The sequence below is a fragment of the Fluviirhizobium alvei genome (assembly GCF_030551875.1).
GTDB lineage: Bacteria > Pseudomonadota > Alphaproteobacteria > Rhizobiales > Rhizobiaceae > Rhizobium_E > Rhizobium_E alvei.
Window position 1 is genome coordinate 180545 of sequence record NZ_JAUOZU010000008.1, and the last position, 15495, is coordinate 196039.

Genomic DNA, 15495 nt, shown 5'->3' on the forward strand with positions numbered 1-15495 from the left:
TACCTTCCCACTACCATCGATATTCCGGTTATATAGGACGACTTTGCGTGGATGAAACCGTCATTGAACTGAAGGCTGCCGATCTGACGCTCGGCACAGCCGCAAGTGCCGTTCATGTCTTGAAGGGCATCGATCTCTCGGTCGGCAAGGGGACATCAAACGGTATCACAGGTCCTTCCGGTTCGGGAAAATCGACGCTTCTGATGGTGCTTGCCGGCCTCGAACGGCTCGATCGCGGTGAGCTTCATATTGCAGGACAGGCATTGCATGATGCCGATGAGGATACGCTCGCAGCCTTTCGTGGCCGCAATATCGGTATCGTCTTTCAGTCGTTCCATCTCATTCCGAACATGACCGCGATCGAAAATGTTGCTGTTCCGCTTGAACTTGCCAATGTTCCGGATGCTTTTTCGATTGCGCGCAAGGAACTGGAAGCCGTTGGCCTTGGCGAGCGGCTGGACCATTATCCGGGCCAGCTTTCGGGTGGCGAACAGCAACGCGTCGCTATTGCGCGCGCGCTCGCACCGTCGCCCACCCTGTTGATCGCCGACGAGCCGACCGGCAATCTCGATGGCGAAACCGGTCGGCAAATCGCCGATCTTATCTTCTCCAAACAGGCGGAGCGCAGCATGACGCTGGTTCTTGTCACCCATGACCCTGCACTCGCCGCGCGCTGCCAACGCCAGATTCGCATCCGTTCCGGCCAGATCGTGGATGCGGGTGTCTGATGCGGCAGCTTATCCGGATCATTGCGAGCTTGCCGCTGGCGCTCAGACTGGCCCTGCGCGAAATGCGCGGCGGGGTCAGCGGCTTTTATATCTTCATTCTCTGCATCGTGCTGGGAACGGCAGCGATTGCCGGCGTCAATTCCGTGGCGCGTTCGATGACCAGCTCGATCGATTCGCGGGGCCGCGAAATCCTGGCCGGCGATATCCGTTTCGAACTGAAGCAGCGCGAAGCATCGGCCGATGAACGGGCCTGGCTCGACAGTCTCGGCCAGGTTGCCGTCGCCTCCAACCTCCGCTCCATGGTTCGTCGTTCCGACAAGACCAACCAGGCTCTCGCGGAAGTGAAGGCAGTTGACGGGGCCTATCCGCTTTATGGAACATTCACGGCAGAGCCGAACCAGCCGTTGAAGGAGCTGATCGGCGAGAAGGACGGCACGTTCGGCGCCCTCGCACAGCCGATGCTGCTCGACCGTCTGGACCTCAAGATCGGTGACAGGATCCTGCTGGGCGACCTCGAACTCGTCATCCGCGGCACGGTGGTCAACGAGCCTGACCAGCTTTCCGATGGTTTCGGATTTGCCCCGAGGCTTCTCGTTTCACGTGAAGCACTTGCCAAGACCGGACTTGTGCGAACCGGAAGCCTGGTCGATAACAATTACCGTATCAAGCTCGACAGCCCCGCCTTGCCGGCACGGCTGATCCGGCAGGAGGCCAACCAGAAATTCCCCGAAGCCGGATGGTCGATCCGTTCGGCTGCGAATGCGGCGCCGTCGCTGACGCAGAATATCGACCGCTTTTCGGATTTCCTGACCCTCGTCGGCCTGGCAGCGCTTGCTGCCGGCGGTGTCGGCGTCGCCAATGCGGTCAGCGCCTTTCTCGATCGCAAGCGCCAGGTCATTGCCTCCTTCAAGAGCCTCGGCGCGCCGGGCCATCTGATCCTGTCGATCTATATGATCCAGATCCTGGCCATTGCGACGATCGCGATTCTCATCGGTCTGGTGCTTGGAGCAATGATCGCGCCGGTCGCGGGCTACTTCCTTGCTTCCTACCTGCCGGTCGATACGGGGCTTGCCATCTATCCTTCGGCACTGGGTGCTGCGGCGCTCTTCGGCTATCTGACAGCGATTGCCTTTTCAATCTTGCCGCTCGGCCGCGCCCGTCTCATCCGCGCGACCGAACTTCTGCGCGCTCAAGGCTATGAAGGCTGGCGCAGTGTGCCGCTACGCTACTATGTGGCCGCGGCGATGGCTTTTCTCGCGATCACGGGCCTTGCCGTCGTAACCTCCGGCGACCGGTTCATCGCGCTTGTTTTCATCGGTTCGACGGCCCTCGCCTTCATCGTTCTCCGGCTGGTGGCGATGCTGGTGGCATTGCTCGCGCGCCGGGCGCCACGGACCCGCTCGCCATCGCTCCGGCTGGCGCTCGGCAACATCCACCGGCCGGGTGCCCTGACGGCGCCGGTCGTGCTTTCGCTTGGGCTTGGCCTGACTTTGCTTGCTGCACTTGCCCTCATCGAAGGCAATCTCCGCGGCAATCTGTCTGGTGCGCTGGCCGAGAAGGCACCGAACTTCTTCTTCGTCGATATCCAGAGCAAGGATGTCGACGGTTTCCGAACGCTCGTCAGGGAAAACGCGCCCAAAGGCAACATTGTCGAAGTGCCGATGTTGCGTGGCCGTATCCTCGCTTTCAACGGCCAGGATGTGCAGAAGCGCAATGTGCCGCCGGAAGCGCGCTGGGTGCTGCAGGGCGACCGTGGCATTACATATGCAGAGACAATGCCGGTCAATTCCTCGCTGGCCGAGGGCAAATGGTGGGCGCCCGACTATAGCGGTGAGCCGCTCGTCTCCTTTGCGGCCCAGGAAGCCGGAGAACTCGGGCTCAAGGTCGGCGATACCGTGACGGTCAATGTCCTCGGGCGCAACATCACGGCGCGCATTGCCAATTTCCGCCATGTCGAATGGCGGTCGATGTCGATCAATTTCGTCATGGTGTTTTCGCCCAATACGTTCCGCGGCGCGCCGCATGCGTGGTTGGCGACGCTGACCGCCCCAGGCGCGACAGCTGCGGAGGATGCCAAAGTCATGCGCGCGGTCGCCAATGCCTATCCCGGCATCACCAGCATCCGCGTCAAGGATGCGCTGGATGTGGCGGCGACCATCGTCGGGCAGCTGGCTGTGGCGATCCGGGCTGCCTCGACGGTGGCGCTGGTGGTTTCGGTTCTGGTGCTGGCGGGTGCGATCGCTGCCGGCAACCGGGCGCGCATTCACGATGCGGTGGTGCTGAAAACGCTCGGAGCCCGCCGATCCATGCTGGTTCGCGCCTATCTCATCGAATATGTCCTGCTTGGGCTCGCCGCATCGGTCTTCGCGCTCGGTGCCGCCACGGCTGCATCCTGGTATGTGGTGACGCAAATCATGGATCTGCCCTTCACCTTCCTGCCGGCGACAGCGCTTGTAACGCTTGTGATCGCGCTTGCAGTTACGGCGGGGACGGGGCTTGCCGGAACATGGACGGTTCTCGGACAGAAGGCGGCGCCGATGCTCCGGGAACTTTGATGTAGTGTTCCGAACGGCAATTCAGGGATGCAATTGCTTTCGCATTTGTCATGCAAAAGCCCTTGCCACCGTGTTTGCAAAGACCCATATTCGGTCCATGCTAGCTGGAGCTCCGCAGCGGCAACACGGGTGCTGACCGCAATTCCGGGTCACTGATCCTGTTCCGTGCGTTCAATCGGGGCTTTGAGAGAGGAAAACATGTCTGATTTCAGGGATTTCCAAACCCGGACGACGAGTGGCATCGATATTCGCAGTGCCGCTGAGATCGATCAGGGTCTGCGCGCCTATATGCTCAAGGTTTACAACCTTATGGCGCTTGGCGTCGCGCTCACCGGTCTCGTCGCCTATGCCTTCGCCGAAATGGCAGGAACGGCCACGAACCTTACCGCCTTCGGTCAGGCGATCTACATGAGCCCGCTGCGCTGGGTCATCCTGCTTGCGCCGCTTGGGCTTGCCTTCTTCATGGGCTTCCGCCTGCATGCGATGAGTGAGGCTGCCGCCCAGATCACCTACTGGATCTATGCGGCGCTGGTCGGCGCATCGCTGTCGAGCATCTTCCTGGTCTATACAAACGCCTCGATCGTGCAGACCTTTGCCGTGACCGCAGCCTCCTTCGGCGCCCTGTCGCTTTACGGCTACACCACCAAGCGCAGTCTGTCGGGCATGGGCACGTTCCTGATGATGGGCCTGTTCGGTCTGATCATCGCCTCGGTCGTGAACATCTTCCTGCAGTCGTCGGCACTCAACTTCGCCGTATCGGTGATCGGCGTGCTGGTGTTTGCCGGCCTGACCGCCTGGGATACCCAGCAGATCAAGGAAATGTACCTCGAATCGGATGATTCCGAGACGATGGGCAAGAAGGCCATCATGGGCGCACTGACGCTTTACATGGACTTCATCAACCTGTTCCTGTTCCTGCTTCGCTTCCTCGGCGACCGCGAATAAGCTACGACAAGATATGGTTTACAGGGGCGGCAGCGATGCCGCCCTTTTGCATGGGAACAGATCAATGAAGATCAATATCCGCGATGCGGCTGCCACGGATGTGGCTACGATTACTGCAATCTACCGCGAATCGGTGCTCAACGGTGTCGGGACCTACGAGCTCGATCCACCCGACGAGGCTGAAATGGCAAAGCGCTTCGCCTCGATCACCGGGCAGAATTTTCCCTATCTGATCGCCGAAAACGATCAGGGCGTGGTCATGGGTTATGCCTATGCATCGCCATTCCGCACCCGCCCTGCCTATCGTTATCTGGCGGAAGATTCCATTTATGTGGCGCCGGATGCGCGCGGTATGAATGTCGGCGGACAATTGCTCGACGCCCTGCTCAGCCGCTCGGCAGCACTCGGCCTGCGGCAGATGGTGGCCGTGATCGGCGGACCCAACCCCGCCTCTGTCGCCCTGCATGAAAAGGCGGGTTTCAAGCATTGCGGCCGCATGCCGGCTACCGGGCTGAAATTCGGCCAATGGCTCGATACGGTTATCATGCAGATCGAACTCGGCGAGGGGGCGTCCACCATCCCTTCGGCAGAACCCGATCTCAAGGGTTACTGATCACTGGTCTGCGAGCTTCATTTCGGGATCATAGTCCTTGCCCGGAACATCCTTCACCACGGCCTGACCGGCGATCATCTGGCCGGTCACGCTGTTGAAGGTCAGGCTCGGCGAGCCATGAAGCTCCCAGCCCTTGTTGAGGGCTGCCGTGATGCGGTGGCAGAAGCTTGAATCGTCCGGGCCGGTCAGGAACCGATAGACTTTCATTCCGATTTCATCCCCTTGTTGATTTGCCTGACACGCGCGAGCAATCTCAGCGCCTGTTCGAAATGCAGCCGTTCGACCATGCTGCCGTTGATGTTGATTGCATTGCTTTTCTCGTTACCCGGCTGTGAGAAGGCTGCAACGATCAATTCCGCTTCGGCGATTTCGCGGTCCGACGGGCGGAAATGCTGGTTTGCACCGGCAATCTGGGCCGGGTGAATGAGCATCTTGCCATCAAAGCCCATCGCGCGGCCCTGCAGGCACTCGGCTTCAAAGGGGCCGAGGTCGCGGAATTCGTTCGATACGGAATCGATAACCGTCAGGCCGAATGCGCGGCCCGCCAACACCACCTGCATCAGGTAGGGGATCAGATAGGTGCGGGCCGGATCCGGCAGGACGCCGGTATCCTTGCGCAGATCGTTGAGACCGACGACCAGGCAATCGAGCCGCCCGCCCGACGTCCGACCGGCTTCTGCGATCGAACCGGCATTGAGTATCGCGAGCGGCGTTTCCATCATCGCCCAGATCCGCAACGTCTCCGGAGCATCGTTCTCCGCTAGATAGGATGCCATGTCGAGAATATCGTCCCGCGCGCGGACTTTCGGCAGCAGCACCGCATCGGGGCGCACCTCGAGGATCAGCTCGCAATCAGCCCGATAGTGGGGGGAGGCGGCATCGTTGATCCTGACGATCACTTCCCGGTCGCCATCCTGCCGGTTGCTGAAGTAGTCGCGGATATTGCGTCGGCCCTCTTCCTTCATGTCTTCGGCCACAGCATCCTCGAGATCGAGGATCACGGCATCGGCCTCAAGGCTCGTCAGCTTGGCGATGGCGCGCGGATTGGAGGCCGGCAGGCAAAGCACGGAGCGGCGCGGGCGTGCGGGATGCATGTCTGAAAAAGTCACCATAACCGTTCTATGGCCGGATTTTCGACCGACTTCAAGGATAAGTGAGCGGCAAGCCTCTTGCAAAAGAGCCGTTCCTGTCCCACATTGTGGTCATGGAAAGGGTGAATCCCATGAAAAGCATACGTTCTTTCTTGCTGACACTTGCGGGCCTGACATTCGTTGCCGTCACCGCGCTCTTTACTGCCTCGCTTGGTCTTGCGATCGCCGGCATCGTTTCGGTTCTGATCCTCGGTCAATGGCTGTCGACGGTGCTGACAGGCGGAGATGCGCGTCCCGTGCGCGTTTACGCTCGCAGCCGCCGGACACAACGCGATGACATGCGCGTCTGGAACGATGGCAAGGGCACGATCATCGACATGTGATTGACATGGCCGGGTGCGCCCAGGCCGATGAAAGGCGGTGCCATTGGGCCGCCTTTTTTGTTGCCCGGCGTTTGCCGCCGATCTAAGACAGACCATGCTTAACGGATACGAGACGATGCATTTTCAGGGGACTGCCAACTATATTGCCGACAAGGACCTGATGATTGCCGTCAATGCCGCCATCCGGCTGGAGCGGCCGTTGCTCGTCAAGGGCGAGCCGGGTACCGGCAAGACGGAGCTGGCACGGCAGATCGCCGAGGGGCTTGGTCTCGAACTCATCGAATGGAACATCAAATCCACCACCAAGGCGCATCAGGGTCTCTATGAATATGATGCTGTCTCGCGCCTGCGCGACAGCCAGCTGGGGGACGAGCGCGTCCACGACATTTCCAACTATATCCGTCGCGGCAAGCTCTGGGAGGCATTTGCGGCCGGTCGCAAGGTGGTCCTGCTGATCGACGAGATCGACAAGGCCGACATCGAGTTTCCCAACGATCTGTTGCAGGAACTCGACCGGATGGAGTTCCATGTCTATGAGACCGGCGAAACCATCCGTGCCGATGTGCGTCCGATCGTCATCATCACATCCAACAACGAGAAGGAACTGCCGGATGCCTTTCTGCGCCGCTGTTTCTTCCACTATATCCGCTTTCCGGATGCCGACACTTTGGCGGCGATCGTCGAGGTTCATTATCCGGGCATCAAGAAGCGTCTGTTGAGTGAAGCCTTGACCCGCTTTTTCGAGATCCGGGAAACGCCGGGGCTGAAGAAGAAGCCGTCGACATCCGAAGCGCTCGACTGGATCAGGCTGCTCGTGTCCGACGATGTCGAGCCCGAGACCCTTGCCGCCTCCGACAAGAATGCGCTGCCCAAACTGCATGGTGCGCTTCTGAAGAACGAGCAGGATGTGCATCTGTTCGAACGCCTGGCCTTCATGGCGCGGCGCGAGATGCGCTAGGGCGGGGAGCCCTGAGCAAGCTTTTCGCCCGTAACGCGTTGCTTCCACCAGATTGATATTCGCTTTCACCCGGTATAGAGAAGAACCGTGGTGATTTGCCGGCCGGCTTGCAGCCACGTTAAACAAATCGCTAAATAGGGCCACCGCATCCGGGGACCAGTCGCGATCTGTTTGACGCCGGCATTCTTGGAGTAACCCGATGCCCATCAAGATTCCCGACCAGTTGCCCGCATTCCAGACCCTTCTGCAGGAAGGCGTTCCTGTCATGACGGATTCCGTTGCGATCCGGCAGGATATCCGTCCGCTGCAGATCGGACTGCTCAACCTCATGCCCAACAAGATCAAGACCGAGATCCAGATCGCGCGTCTTGTCGGCGCTTCGCCGCTACAGGTGGAACTGTCGCTGATCCGGATCGGTGGTCATCGGTCGAAAAACACGTCCGAGGACCATCTCCTGTCCTTCTACAGCACCTGGGACGAGGTGAAGGATCGCAAGTTCGACGGTTTCATCATCACCGGCGCTCCCGTCGAACTGCTCGATTATGAGGACGTGACCTACTGGGACGAGATGAAGGCGATCTTCGACTGGACGGAAACCAATGTCCATTCGACGCTCAACATCTGCTGGGGGGCGATGGCGGCGATCTATCACTTCCACAAGGTGCCGAAATATACGCTGACGGAAAAAGCCTTCGGCGTCTATCGTCACCGGAACCTCAACCCGGCATCGCCTTATCTGCTCGGTTTTTCCGATGATTTCGCCGTGCCGGTGAGCCGCTGGACTGAAATCCTGCGCAAGGATATCACTCCGTCGAGTGGCCTTGAGGTGCTGATGACCTCACATGAGACCGGCGTATGCCTTGTGCATGAGAAGCGCGGCAATCGCCTCTACATGTTCAACCATGTCGAATATGACTCGACCTCGCTTGCGGATGAGTATTTTCGCGACAAGGCGGCCGATGTCGACATCAAGCTTCCGGCCAATTATTTTCCGGATGACGATCCGTCCAAGGTGCCGCTCAACCGCTGGCGCAGCCATGCGCATCTCCTGTTCGGCAACTGGATCAACCAGGTCTATCAGACGACCGAGTACGACCTCGACAAGGTTGGGATAAAGGTCCAGTCGCAGGAAGAGGCGTAAGGAAAATTGGTTGGTTTGGACGACTACTGGCGAAAGGACAGTTACGATCGGCTGGAGATCGTACTCGAGAACCTTGCCAAAAGTGCCCAGGCCGACCTTTTCTCTGACTACATACACTATCTTGATTTGAGGCGTCGGGGGTTGAGGAAACAAGCTCTCGCTTCCGCAGAAAAGTTTGTCTGTTTCTACAAGAATGATCCATTCGAGATCAGGCAAAGGGTCTTTTGGGAATTGTTCCGGTGCACCGAACCCTATTGGGACTCGTGGCCAGCGGGGCGCGGTTGGCTATTTCCGGGCAACATTGAGCAAAAGTTGGTCTCTCCGATGTTCGAGGAGTGGCGCCAAAGAGAGCCAAAAAACGTCAACGCCTGGCTTTACCCACTTCATGGCCAACTGGAATGGCGCTCCGATATTGCCTTTATGCTGGAGCCAAACAATCCACGTTGCCAGTTCGCTGAACTTACTCGAATAGGCGCAGCAATTGGCTTTGCGCTTCATGAACTCGACCATATAGGCTTTATTCTGGCCTCCCCCGACGAGTTTTCTGAGGTTATCAGCGCCTTGGTGGCCGTTGCTGAAGCCATTGGTCCCGATCTGAGCGATGTAGCCCATGAAACTCTTGTTTGGCTGCATGCCTTGCGTGATATTCTAACGGAGGACGATGGTGATCTGAGGCCATTGATCAGGGCGCGTGGAATCAAGCAACCCGAGATTACACCGCTGTATATGCCGCTTCTCTGGTTCCGCCACACTCCACAGCTTTGGAGTTACTGACATGTTCATCCCCTTCTTCCTCGAACTCAAGGCAGCCAAGGTTCCCGTTACATTGCGGGAGTTCCTGACGCTGATGGAGGGGATGGACCAGCATATAGCCGATTATGATCTCGAGGCTTTCTATTTCCTTGCCCGCGCGGCGCTGGTCAAGGATGAGCGTTTCATCGATCGATTCGACCGCGTTTTTTCCCATTGTTTCAAGGGTGTCGGTGCCATCGGCGGCAACGAGGGATCCCCGGTCGATGTGGCGGAGATTCCGACCGAATGGCTGATGCGGCTTGCGGACAAGCACTTGAGCGACGACGAGAAGAAGCTGATCGAGAGCCTTGGCGGCTTCGAAAAGCTGATGGAGACGCTCAAACAGCGTCTGGCCGAACAGAAGGAGCGCCACCAGGGCGGCAGCAAGTGGATCGGCACGGCCGGCACCTCGCCTTTTGGCGCCTATGGCTACAATCCCGAAGGGGTGCGCATCGGCCAGAATGAAAGCCGCAACCGTCGCGCCGTCAAGGTCTGGGACGAACGGGCCTTCAAGAATCTCGATGACAGCGTCGAACTCGGTACCCGCAACATAAAGGTTGCGCTGAAGCGTCTGAGACGCTGGGTGCGCGATGGTGCCGACGAGGAGCTCGATCTCGACAATACGATCCGCGCAACAGCCGAACATGGCTGGCTTGACATTCAGACACGGCCCGAACGGCGCAACAAGATCAAGCTCCTGATGTTCTTTGATATTGGCGGCTCGATGGACGATCACATCAAGATCGCCGAAGAGCTGTTCTCCGCTGCCAAATCGGAGTTTCGCCAGCTCGAATATTTCTACTTCCACAATTGCATCTATGAGGGCGTCTGGAAGGACAATTTCCGCCGCAGAGCCTCGATGATGCCGACCGAGGACGTGCTGCGCACCTATGGGCCCGATTACAAGGTGATCTTTGTCGGCGACGCGGCGATGAGCCCCTATGAGATCATGATGGCGGGTGGTTCGGTCGAGCACTGGAACCGCGAACCGGGGCTGATCTGGATGAACCGGGTCACCGGTCATTTTCGCAAGTCGGCCTGGCTCAATCCGCTACCGGAGGCCCATTGGGGCTATACCCAGTCCGTCGGGATCATGCGCGATCTGATGGCGGGCCACATGTATCCGCTCACCCTCGGCGGGCTTGAGGCTGCGGCAAAAGAATTGTCGCGCTGAAGCGATGATCCTATATAGAAGCGGAACACAGCCGGAGCATGACCATGACCGAAGCCGCCAAGACCACCATCGACCAGAGTGAAGTCGACCGTTTTTCCGCCATGGCTGCGGAATGGTGGAGCCCGACCGGAAAGTTCCGGCCGCTGCACAAGTTCAACCCGGTCAGGCTGCAATATATTCGCGACCATGCATCGGCGCATTTCGGGCGTGACCCGAAAGCACACCGGCCGCTCGAAGGGTTACGTCTGCTCGATATCGGCTGCGGCGGCGGTCTCCTGTCCGAGCCGATGGCGCGTATGGGCGCCAATGTGCTGGGTGCCGATGCGTCCGAACGCAATATCGGCATTGCCTCGACCCATGCGGCGCAGACCGGGGTTCCGGTCGACTATCGTGCGGTTACGGCCGAGCAGCTTGCGGCCGAGGGCGAGATGTTCGACATCGTGCTCAACATGGAAGTGGTCGAGCATGTGGCCGATGTACCCTTCTTCATCGAAACCTGTGCATCGATGGTCAAGCCTGGCGGCCTGATGTTCATCGCCACCATCAACCGCACCTTCAAGGCGGCGGCGCTGGCGATCGTGGCGGCGGAAAACATTCTGCGCTGGTTGCCGCGCGGCACGCATCAGTATGAAAAGCTGGTGCGACCGGAAGAGATCGAAACGCCGCTCGGCCGGGCGGGCATGCAGGTCATCGAACGCACGGGTGTCTTCTTCAACCCGATCCAGAACCAGTGGAACCTGTCCAAGGATATGGATGTGAACTACATGCTGCTGGCCAAGCGGGGCTGAAGGCCGCCTTAATCAGTTACCTCTCAGAATCTGAGTCATGCGCGGTGTAAACATCTTGCGCTCTACAAGTGCCTTGACATCGCTCCACTGCATGCTGCCGCTGATATATCCCTTGAACAGTCGGCGGCAAGCCGCTGTTGGCATCGATTCCAAATTGGTGTGCATGTAGCCGCTCATCATCCGCTTTGCTTCGATATGCATATAGCGGAGCTTGCTTTCACATTGTGCTATTGCCTTGGCGTGCTCTCCCGGATGTTTCCGGAGATAGGACCGGCTGGCATAGAAGTTCTTTTCATTGATGACGCATCCCGACAGTGTCAGGGCTATCGTGGACAATACGACGATCTTCCAAAATCTCATTTTCGGGTTGCCTTCCGCGCACTGAATACAAAACGGGCGCTGTTGCGCCCGTCCATATTCAATGAAGCTTCGGTTGTGGAAATGCAACCCAGACCTCAGCAATTTAAACAAGTCACACGCTAAAATATGCGGCTTCTTGAACTCCAGCGCATCTCTTACGCCGTCTCATAGGCGCCGTGGCAATGCTTGTACTTTTTGCCCGAACCGCAGGGGCAGGGTTCGTTGCGGCCCACTTCGCCCCAGGACGACGGATCGTTCGGGTCGCGTGTGGTTTCCTGCGCGGCGAATGCCGAGACAGGATAACCCTCGCCAAAATCGTCCTCGCCGGTCGAGGCGTCGATGTGATGGCCTTCCATCGGCGGCAGATCTTCGGATTCCTGGTTGCCCTGCGCCAGTTCGACCCGCGCCATCTGCCCGGTTACGGTGTTGCGCAGGTTGGCGAGCAGGGCCTGGAATAGTTCGAAGGCTTCCTGCTTGTATTCCTGCAGCGGATCGCGCTGGGCATAGCCACGGAAGCCGACCACGGAACGCAGGTGATCGAGATTGACGATATGTTCCCGCCAGAGATTGTCGAGCGTCTGCAGAACGATCGAGCGCTCGACGTAATTCATCAGTTCGGGGCCGAAGCGTTCCGCCTTGTCCTTGGCGAGTGCATCGGAGGCAGCGCGAATGCGCTCGACGATATCGTCTTCGGCGATGCCTTCTTCCGCGGCCCATTCCTCGATCGGCAGGTCGAGTGCCAGATGCTGGCGCACCTCTTCGCGAAGACCCTTCACATCCCACTGTTCGGCATAGGCCTTCTCGGGAATATGCTTGCCGGTGATCGCCTGGATCACTTCCATGCGCATGTCTTCGATGATCTCGCTGACGGATTCCGATTCCATCAGTTCGAGGCGCTGCTCGTAGATCACCTTGCGCTGGTCGTTCAGCACATCGTCATACTTGAGCAGGTTCTTGCGGATGTCGAAGTTGCGGGCTTCGACCTTCTTCTGCGCCCGTTCGAGCGCCTTGTTGATCCAGGGATGGACGATTGCCTCGCCTTCCTTCAGACCCAGCTTCACCAGCATGGAATCCATGCGGTCGGAGCCGAAGATGCGCATCAGATCATCCTGAAGTGACAGGTAGAATTTCGAGCGACCGGGGTCGCCCTGACGGCCGGAACGGCCGCGCAGCTGGTTGTCGATGCGGCGGCTTTCATGGCGTTCGGTGGCAAGAACGTAAAGTCCGCCGGCGGCAAGCGCCTTTTCCTTGAGCACCTTCACTTCGGCCCGGATCTCGGCTTCCCTTGCGTCGCGCTCGGGACCGGCGGGCATGTCGCCCAGTTCCTGGCTGATGCGCATGTCCGGATTGCCGCCGAGCTGGATGTCGGTGCCGCGGCCGGCCATGTTGGTGGCGATCGTCACGGCACCCGGCACACCGGCCTGGGCGACGATATAGGCTTCCTGCTCGTGATAGCGGGCATTCAGCACCTGGAAATTGTTGAAGCCTTCCTTCTTGAGCCGGTCGGCCAGATATTCCGACTTTTCGATCGAGGTGGTGCCGACGAGAACAGGCTGACCCTTCTTGTGCGACTCGATGATCTCCTGAATGATCGCCTTGAACTTCTCCTCGACCGTCCGGTAGACCTCGTCATCCTCGTCCTTGCGGGCGATCGGCAAGTTGGTGGGCACTTCCACCACTTCGAGACCGTAGATATTGCCGAATTCCTCGGCTTCGGTCGAAGCCGTACCGGTCATGCCGGCCAGCTTGGAATACATGCGGAAATAATTCTGGAAGGTAATCGAGGCCAGCGTCTGGTTTTCCGGCTGGATCTGAACCTTTTCCTTGGCTTCGAGTGCTTGGTGCAGGCCTTCCGAATAGCGGCGGCCCGGCATCATGCGACCGGTGAATTCGTCGATGATGACGATCTCGCCGTTGCGGACGATATAGTCCTTGTCGCGCGCGAACATCTTGTGCGCCTTGAGCGCATTGTTGACATGGTGAACGATGGCGACGTTTTCGACATCGTAAAGCGATTCACCCTTGAGAAGGCCGGCAGAGCGCAACAGGTTCTCGAGCTTTTCGGTGCCGCCTTCGGAGAAGTTCACCGAACGCTGCTTCTCGTCGAGTTCGTAATCGCCCTCGTCGAGCATCGGGATGAAGGCATCGATGGTGTTGTAGAGGTCCGAACGGTCGTCAAGCGGACCCGAAATGATCAGCGGCGTGCGGGCTTCGTCGACCAGGATCGAGTCGACTTCGTCGACGATCGCATAGTTATGGCCGCGCTGGACCATCTGCGCCTTCTCGTACTTCATGTTGTCACGAAGATAATCGAAGCCGAGTTCGTTGTTGGTCGCGTAGGTCACGTCGCAGGCATAGGCAGCGCGGCGCTCATCGTCATCCATGCCATGCACGATCACGCCGGTGGTCAGACCGAGGAAGCTGTAGATGCGTCCCATCTGCGCCGAGTCGCGACTGGCAAGGTAGTCGTTGACCGTCACCACATGGACGCCCTTGCCGGACAGTGCGTTGAGATAGACCGGCAGCGTGGCGACAAGCGTCTTGCCTTCACCGGTCTTCATTTCGGCAATGGCATTCTCGTTGAGGATCATGCCGCCCATCAGCTGGACATCGAACGGTCGCATGCCGAGCGCGCGCTGGGCGGCTTCCCGCGCCACCGCGAACGCCTGTGGCAGAATGTCCTCAAGGGTCTTTCCATCGGCAAGCATGGCCTTGAACTCGGCGGTCTTGCCGCGCAGCTGTTCGTCGGTCAGGGCCTTGGTTTCCGCCTCGAGCGCATTGATCTGCGCGATGCGCTTGCCATAGGAACGGATGCGGCGCTCATTCGCCGAGCCAAACAGTTTACGGGCGATCCCGCCGAGACTGACCATCGAATGGTCCTTTCCAAATTTTGACCTGTTTTGACCGCCAGTCCTCGTCAGGCAAGCGGCTAGGGCGCAGGCCTTCGGACATGCGCTCAAGTTGCGAGACAGATAAGAGTGGGCCAGATGCATGTCAACCGGAGGCACGGCAAGTCTCGCTTTTCCGATTGCCTTTTGGCTTGAAAAATGCAAATCCCGATCCGAATTTCGACCACTCAACAGAATTGGTGATCCTCATGCTTCGTTCGCGTTTGTTTGCTGCTACGGCGCTTATTGCTATCGTGGGCCTCGCTGGCCCGGTGGCCGCCGAGGATGCCAAGGACCCTGTCATTGCCACCATCGACGGCGTGACGATCAACAAGTCCGACCTTGATCTCTCCGAAGGTTCCATCGATCCGCAGCTGGCCCAGCTGCCGCCGGAACAGCGTCGTCTTGCCGCGCTGACCGCCATCATCGATGCCAAGCTGATCGCGGCCAAGGCTCGTGCCGAAGGTCTTGAAAGCACGGACGATTTCAAGAACCGGATGGAGTTCCTTTCCGATCGCGAACTGCACAACGCCTATTTCAAGAAGCACATCGTCGACACCGTCACGGATGCGGAAGTGAAGGCTCGCTACGACAAGGAAGTTGCCGCGTTGCCGAAGCAGGAAGAGGTTCACGCCCGTCACATCCTCGTCAAGACCGAGGATGAGGCCAAGGCTGTGATCGCCGAACTGGCCGCCGGCAAGGATTTCGCCGAGCTCGCCAAGGCCAAGTCCACCGATCCGAACAAGTCGGATGGTGGTGATCTCGGCTATTTCCGCAAGGGCCAGATGGTTCCGGAATTCGAAGCCGCAGCCTTCGCAATGGCAAAGGGCGAAGTCAGCAAGGTTCCGGTCAAGACGCAGTTCGGCTTCCATGTGATCAAGGTCGAGGACAAGCGCGATGCACCGCCGCCGCCGTTCGACCAGGTCAAGGACCAGGTCCGCCAGATGGTCATGCGCGACAAGTATATGGAGCTTCTGAAGTCGTCCAAGGGCGGCGCCAAGGTCGAGATCACCGACGAGGCTCTCAAGAAGGCCTATGACGAGGCCAACAAGGCGCAGCAGTAATTCCAACGAAACCGG

General features: G+C 58.9%; 15 protein-coding genes and 1 riboswitch. Of the genes, 11 read left to right on the forward strand and 4 right to left on the reverse strand.

Annotation, left to right across the window (positions count from 1 at the left end; translation table 11 throughout):
* The first annotated feature begins 47 nt into the window (after positions 1 to 47).
* The 4 genes from Q4481_RS12775 (at position 48) to Q4481_RS12790 (ending at position 4841) form a co-directional block, all read left to right on the forward strand.
* Positions 48 to 728 carry an ABC transporter ATP-binding protein gene (locus Q4481_RS12775; RefSeq protein WP_304376760.1) on the forward strand — a complete coding sequence of 227 codons (681 nt, stop codon included), beginning with the start codon at positions 48 to 50 and terminating at the stop codon, positions 726 to 728.
* Positions 728 to 3283 (forward strand): ABC transporter permease, encoded by a 2556-nt coding sequence (locus tag Q4481_RS12780; RefSeq protein WP_304376761.1) that lies wholly within the window; start codon positions 728 to 730, stop codon positions 3281 to 3283. Before Q4481_RS12775 ends, Q4481_RS12780 begins: the two co-directional genes overlap by 1 nt.
* A 198-nt stretch (positions 3284 to 3481) precedes the next feature.
* Positions 3482 to 4228, forward strand: coding sequence for a Bax inhibitor-1/YccA family protein (locus Q4481_RS12785; RefSeq protein WP_304376762.1), 747 nt, complete (start codon positions 3482 to 3484; stop codon positions 4226 to 4228).
* Positions 4229 to 4292: 64 nt separating this feature from the next.
* On the forward strand, positions 4293 to 4841 hold the full coding sequence (locus Q4481_RS12790; protein ID WP_304376763.1) for a GNAT family N-acetyltransferase: 549 nt from the start codon (positions 4293 to 4295) through the stop codon (positions 4839 to 4841).
* Here the strand turns inward: Q4481_RS12790 and Q4481_RS12795 are convergent, their stop codons facing one another.
* Together Q4481_RS12795 and Q4481_RS12800 are read right to left on the reverse strand one after the other, a co-directional pair.
* On the reverse strand, positions 4842 to 5048 hold the full coding sequence (locus Q4481_RS12795; RefSeq protein ID WP_304376764.1) for a DUF1737 domain-containing protein: 207 nt from the start codon (positions 5046 to 5048) through the stop codon (positions 4842 to 4844).
* The gene (locus Q4481_RS12800) at positions 5045 to 5953 is read right to left on the reverse strand and encodes an HpcH/HpaI aldolase/citrate lyase family protein (RefSeq protein ID WP_304376765.1); all 909 of its coding nucleotides are present in this window, start codon (positions 5951 to 5953) and stop codon (positions 5045 to 5047) included. Before Q4481_RS12800 ends, Q4481_RS12795 begins: the two co-directional genes overlap by 4 nt.
* A gap of 110 nt (positions 5954 to 6063) precedes the next feature.
* On the opposite strand from Q4481_RS12800, the gene Q4481_RS12805 reads away from it, so the two are divergent.
* From Q4481_RS12805 to ubiG, 6 genes are all read left to right on the forward strand, one after another.
* Complete coding sequence (locus Q4481_RS12805) at positions 6064 to 6315, forward strand: hypothetical protein (protein ID WP_304376766.1); 252 nt, start codon at positions 6064 to 6066, stop codon at positions 6313 to 6315.
* A 115-nt stretch (positions 6316 to 6430) separates the two neighbouring features.
* Positions 6431 to 7273: an AAA family ATPase gene (locus tag Q4481_RS12810; RefSeq protein WP_304376951.1), complete on the forward strand. Its 843-nt coding sequence runs from the start codon at positions 6431 to 6433 to the stop codon at positions 7271 to 7273.
* Positions 7274 to 7350: 77 nt separating this feature from the next.
* Positions 7351 to 7428, forward strand: a riboswitch (SAM riboswitch).
* 44 nt (positions 7429 to 7472) lie between these two features.
* Positions 7473 to 8414, forward strand: a complete 942-nt coding sequence (gene metA, locus Q4481_RS12815; RefSeq protein WP_304376767.1) for a homoserine O-acetyltransferase MetA — start codon at positions 7473 to 7475, stop codon at positions 8412 to 8414.
* 15 nt (positions 8415 to 8429) lie between these two features.
* Complete coding sequence (locus Q4481_RS12820) at positions 8430 to 9188, forward strand: hypothetical protein (protein WP_304376768.1); 759 nt, start codon at positions 8430 to 8432, stop codon at positions 9186 to 9188.
* Position 9189: 1 nt separating this feature from the next.
* Complete coding sequence (locus tag Q4481_RS12825) at positions 9190 to 10380, forward strand: vWA domain-containing protein (RefSeq protein WP_304376769.1); 1191 nt, start codon at positions 9190 to 9192, stop codon at positions 10378 to 10380.
* 44 nt (positions 10381 to 10424) lie between these two features.
* The gene (gene ubiG / locus Q4481_RS12830) at positions 10425 to 11168 is read left to right on the forward strand and encodes a bifunctional 2-polyprenyl-6-hydroxyphenol methylase/3-demethylubiquinol 3-O-methyltransferase UbiG (protein ID WP_304376770.1); all 744 of its coding nucleotides are present in this window, start codon (positions 10425 to 10427) and stop codon (positions 11166 to 11168) included.
* Positions 11169 to 11180: 12 nt separating this feature from the next.
* Here the strand turns inward: ubiG and Q4481_RS12835 are convergent, their stop codons facing one another.
* Both Q4481_RS12835 and secA read right to left on the reverse strand, forming a co-directional pair.
* Positions 11181 to 11615 carry a hypothetical protein gene (locus tag Q4481_RS12835; protein WP_304376771.1) on the reverse strand — a complete coding sequence of 145 codons (435 nt, stop codon included), beginning with the start codon at positions 11613 to 11615 and terminating at the stop codon, positions 11181 to 11183.
* A 68-nt stretch (positions 11616 to 11683) separates the two neighbouring features.
* The gene (gene secA / locus Q4481_RS12840) at positions 11684 to 14398 is read right to left on the reverse strand and encodes a preprotein translocase subunit SecA (protein ID WP_304376772.1); all 2715 of its coding nucleotides are present in this window, start codon (positions 14396 to 14398) and stop codon (positions 11684 to 11686) included.
* Between the two features lie 227 nt (positions 14399 to 14625).
* Between secA and Q4481_RS12845 the strand changes: the two genes are divergently transcribed.
* Positions 14626 to 15480 carry a peptidylprolyl isomerase gene (locus tag Q4481_RS12845; RefSeq protein ID WP_304376773.1) on the forward strand — a complete coding sequence of 285 codons (855 nt, stop codon included), beginning with the start codon at positions 14626 to 14628 and terminating at the stop codon, positions 15478 to 15480.
* Positions 15481 to 15495 lie beyond the last annotated feature (15 nt).

What these genes read in the sequence shown, in the direction of transcription:
- Q4481_RS12810 (WP_304376951.1), top strand. Translation starts at nt 6,431, where the DNA reads ATGCATTTTCAGGGGACTGCCAACTATATTGCCGACAAGGACCTGATG.
- Q4481_RS12805 (WP_304376766.1), top strand. Translation starts at nt 6,064, where the DNA reads ATGAAAAGCATACGTTCTTTCTTGCTGACACTTGCGGGCCTGACATTC.
- Q4481_RS12790 (WP_304376763.1), top strand. Translation starts at nt 4,293, where the DNA reads ATGAAGATCAATATCCGCGATGCGGCTGCCACGGATGTGGCTACGATT.
- Q4481_RS12780 (WP_304376761.1), top strand. Translation starts at nt 728, where the DNA reads ATGCGGCAGCTTATCCGGATCATTGCGAGCTTGCCGCTGGCGCTCAGA.
- ubiG (WP_304376770.1), top strand. Translation starts at nt 10,425, where the DNA reads ATGACCGAAGCCGCCAAGACCACCATCGACCAGAGTGAAGTCGACCGT.
- Q4481_RS12795 (WP_304376764.1), bottom strand. Translation starts at nt 5,048, where the DNA reads ATGAAAGTCTATCGGTTCCTGACCGGCCCGGACGATTCAAGCTTCTGC.
- metA (WP_304376767.1), top strand. Translation starts at nt 7,473, where the DNA reads ATGCCCATCAAGATTCCCGACCAGTTGCCCGCATTCCAGACCCTTCTG.
- secA (WP_304376772.1), bottom strand. Translation starts at nt 14,398, where the DNA reads ATGGTCAGTCTCGGCGGGATCGCCCGTAAACTGTTTGGCTCGGCGAAT.
- Q4481_RS12800 (WP_304376765.1), bottom strand. Translation starts at nt 5,953, where the DNA reads ATGGTGACTTTTTCAGACATGCATCCCGCACGCCCGCGCCGCTCCGTG.
- Q4481_RS12845 (WP_304376773.1), top strand. Translation starts at nt 14,626, where the DNA reads ATGCTTCGTTCGCGTTTGTTTGCTGCTACGGCGCTTATTGCTATCGTG.
- Q4481_RS12785 (WP_304376762.1), top strand. Translation starts at nt 3,482, where the DNA reads ATGTCTGATTTCAGGGATTTCCAAACCCGGACGACGAGTGGCATCGAT.
- Q4481_RS12825 (WP_304376769.1), top strand. Translation starts at nt 9,190, where the DNA reads ATGTTCATCCCCTTCTTCCTCGAACTCAAGGCAGCCAAGGTTCCCGTT.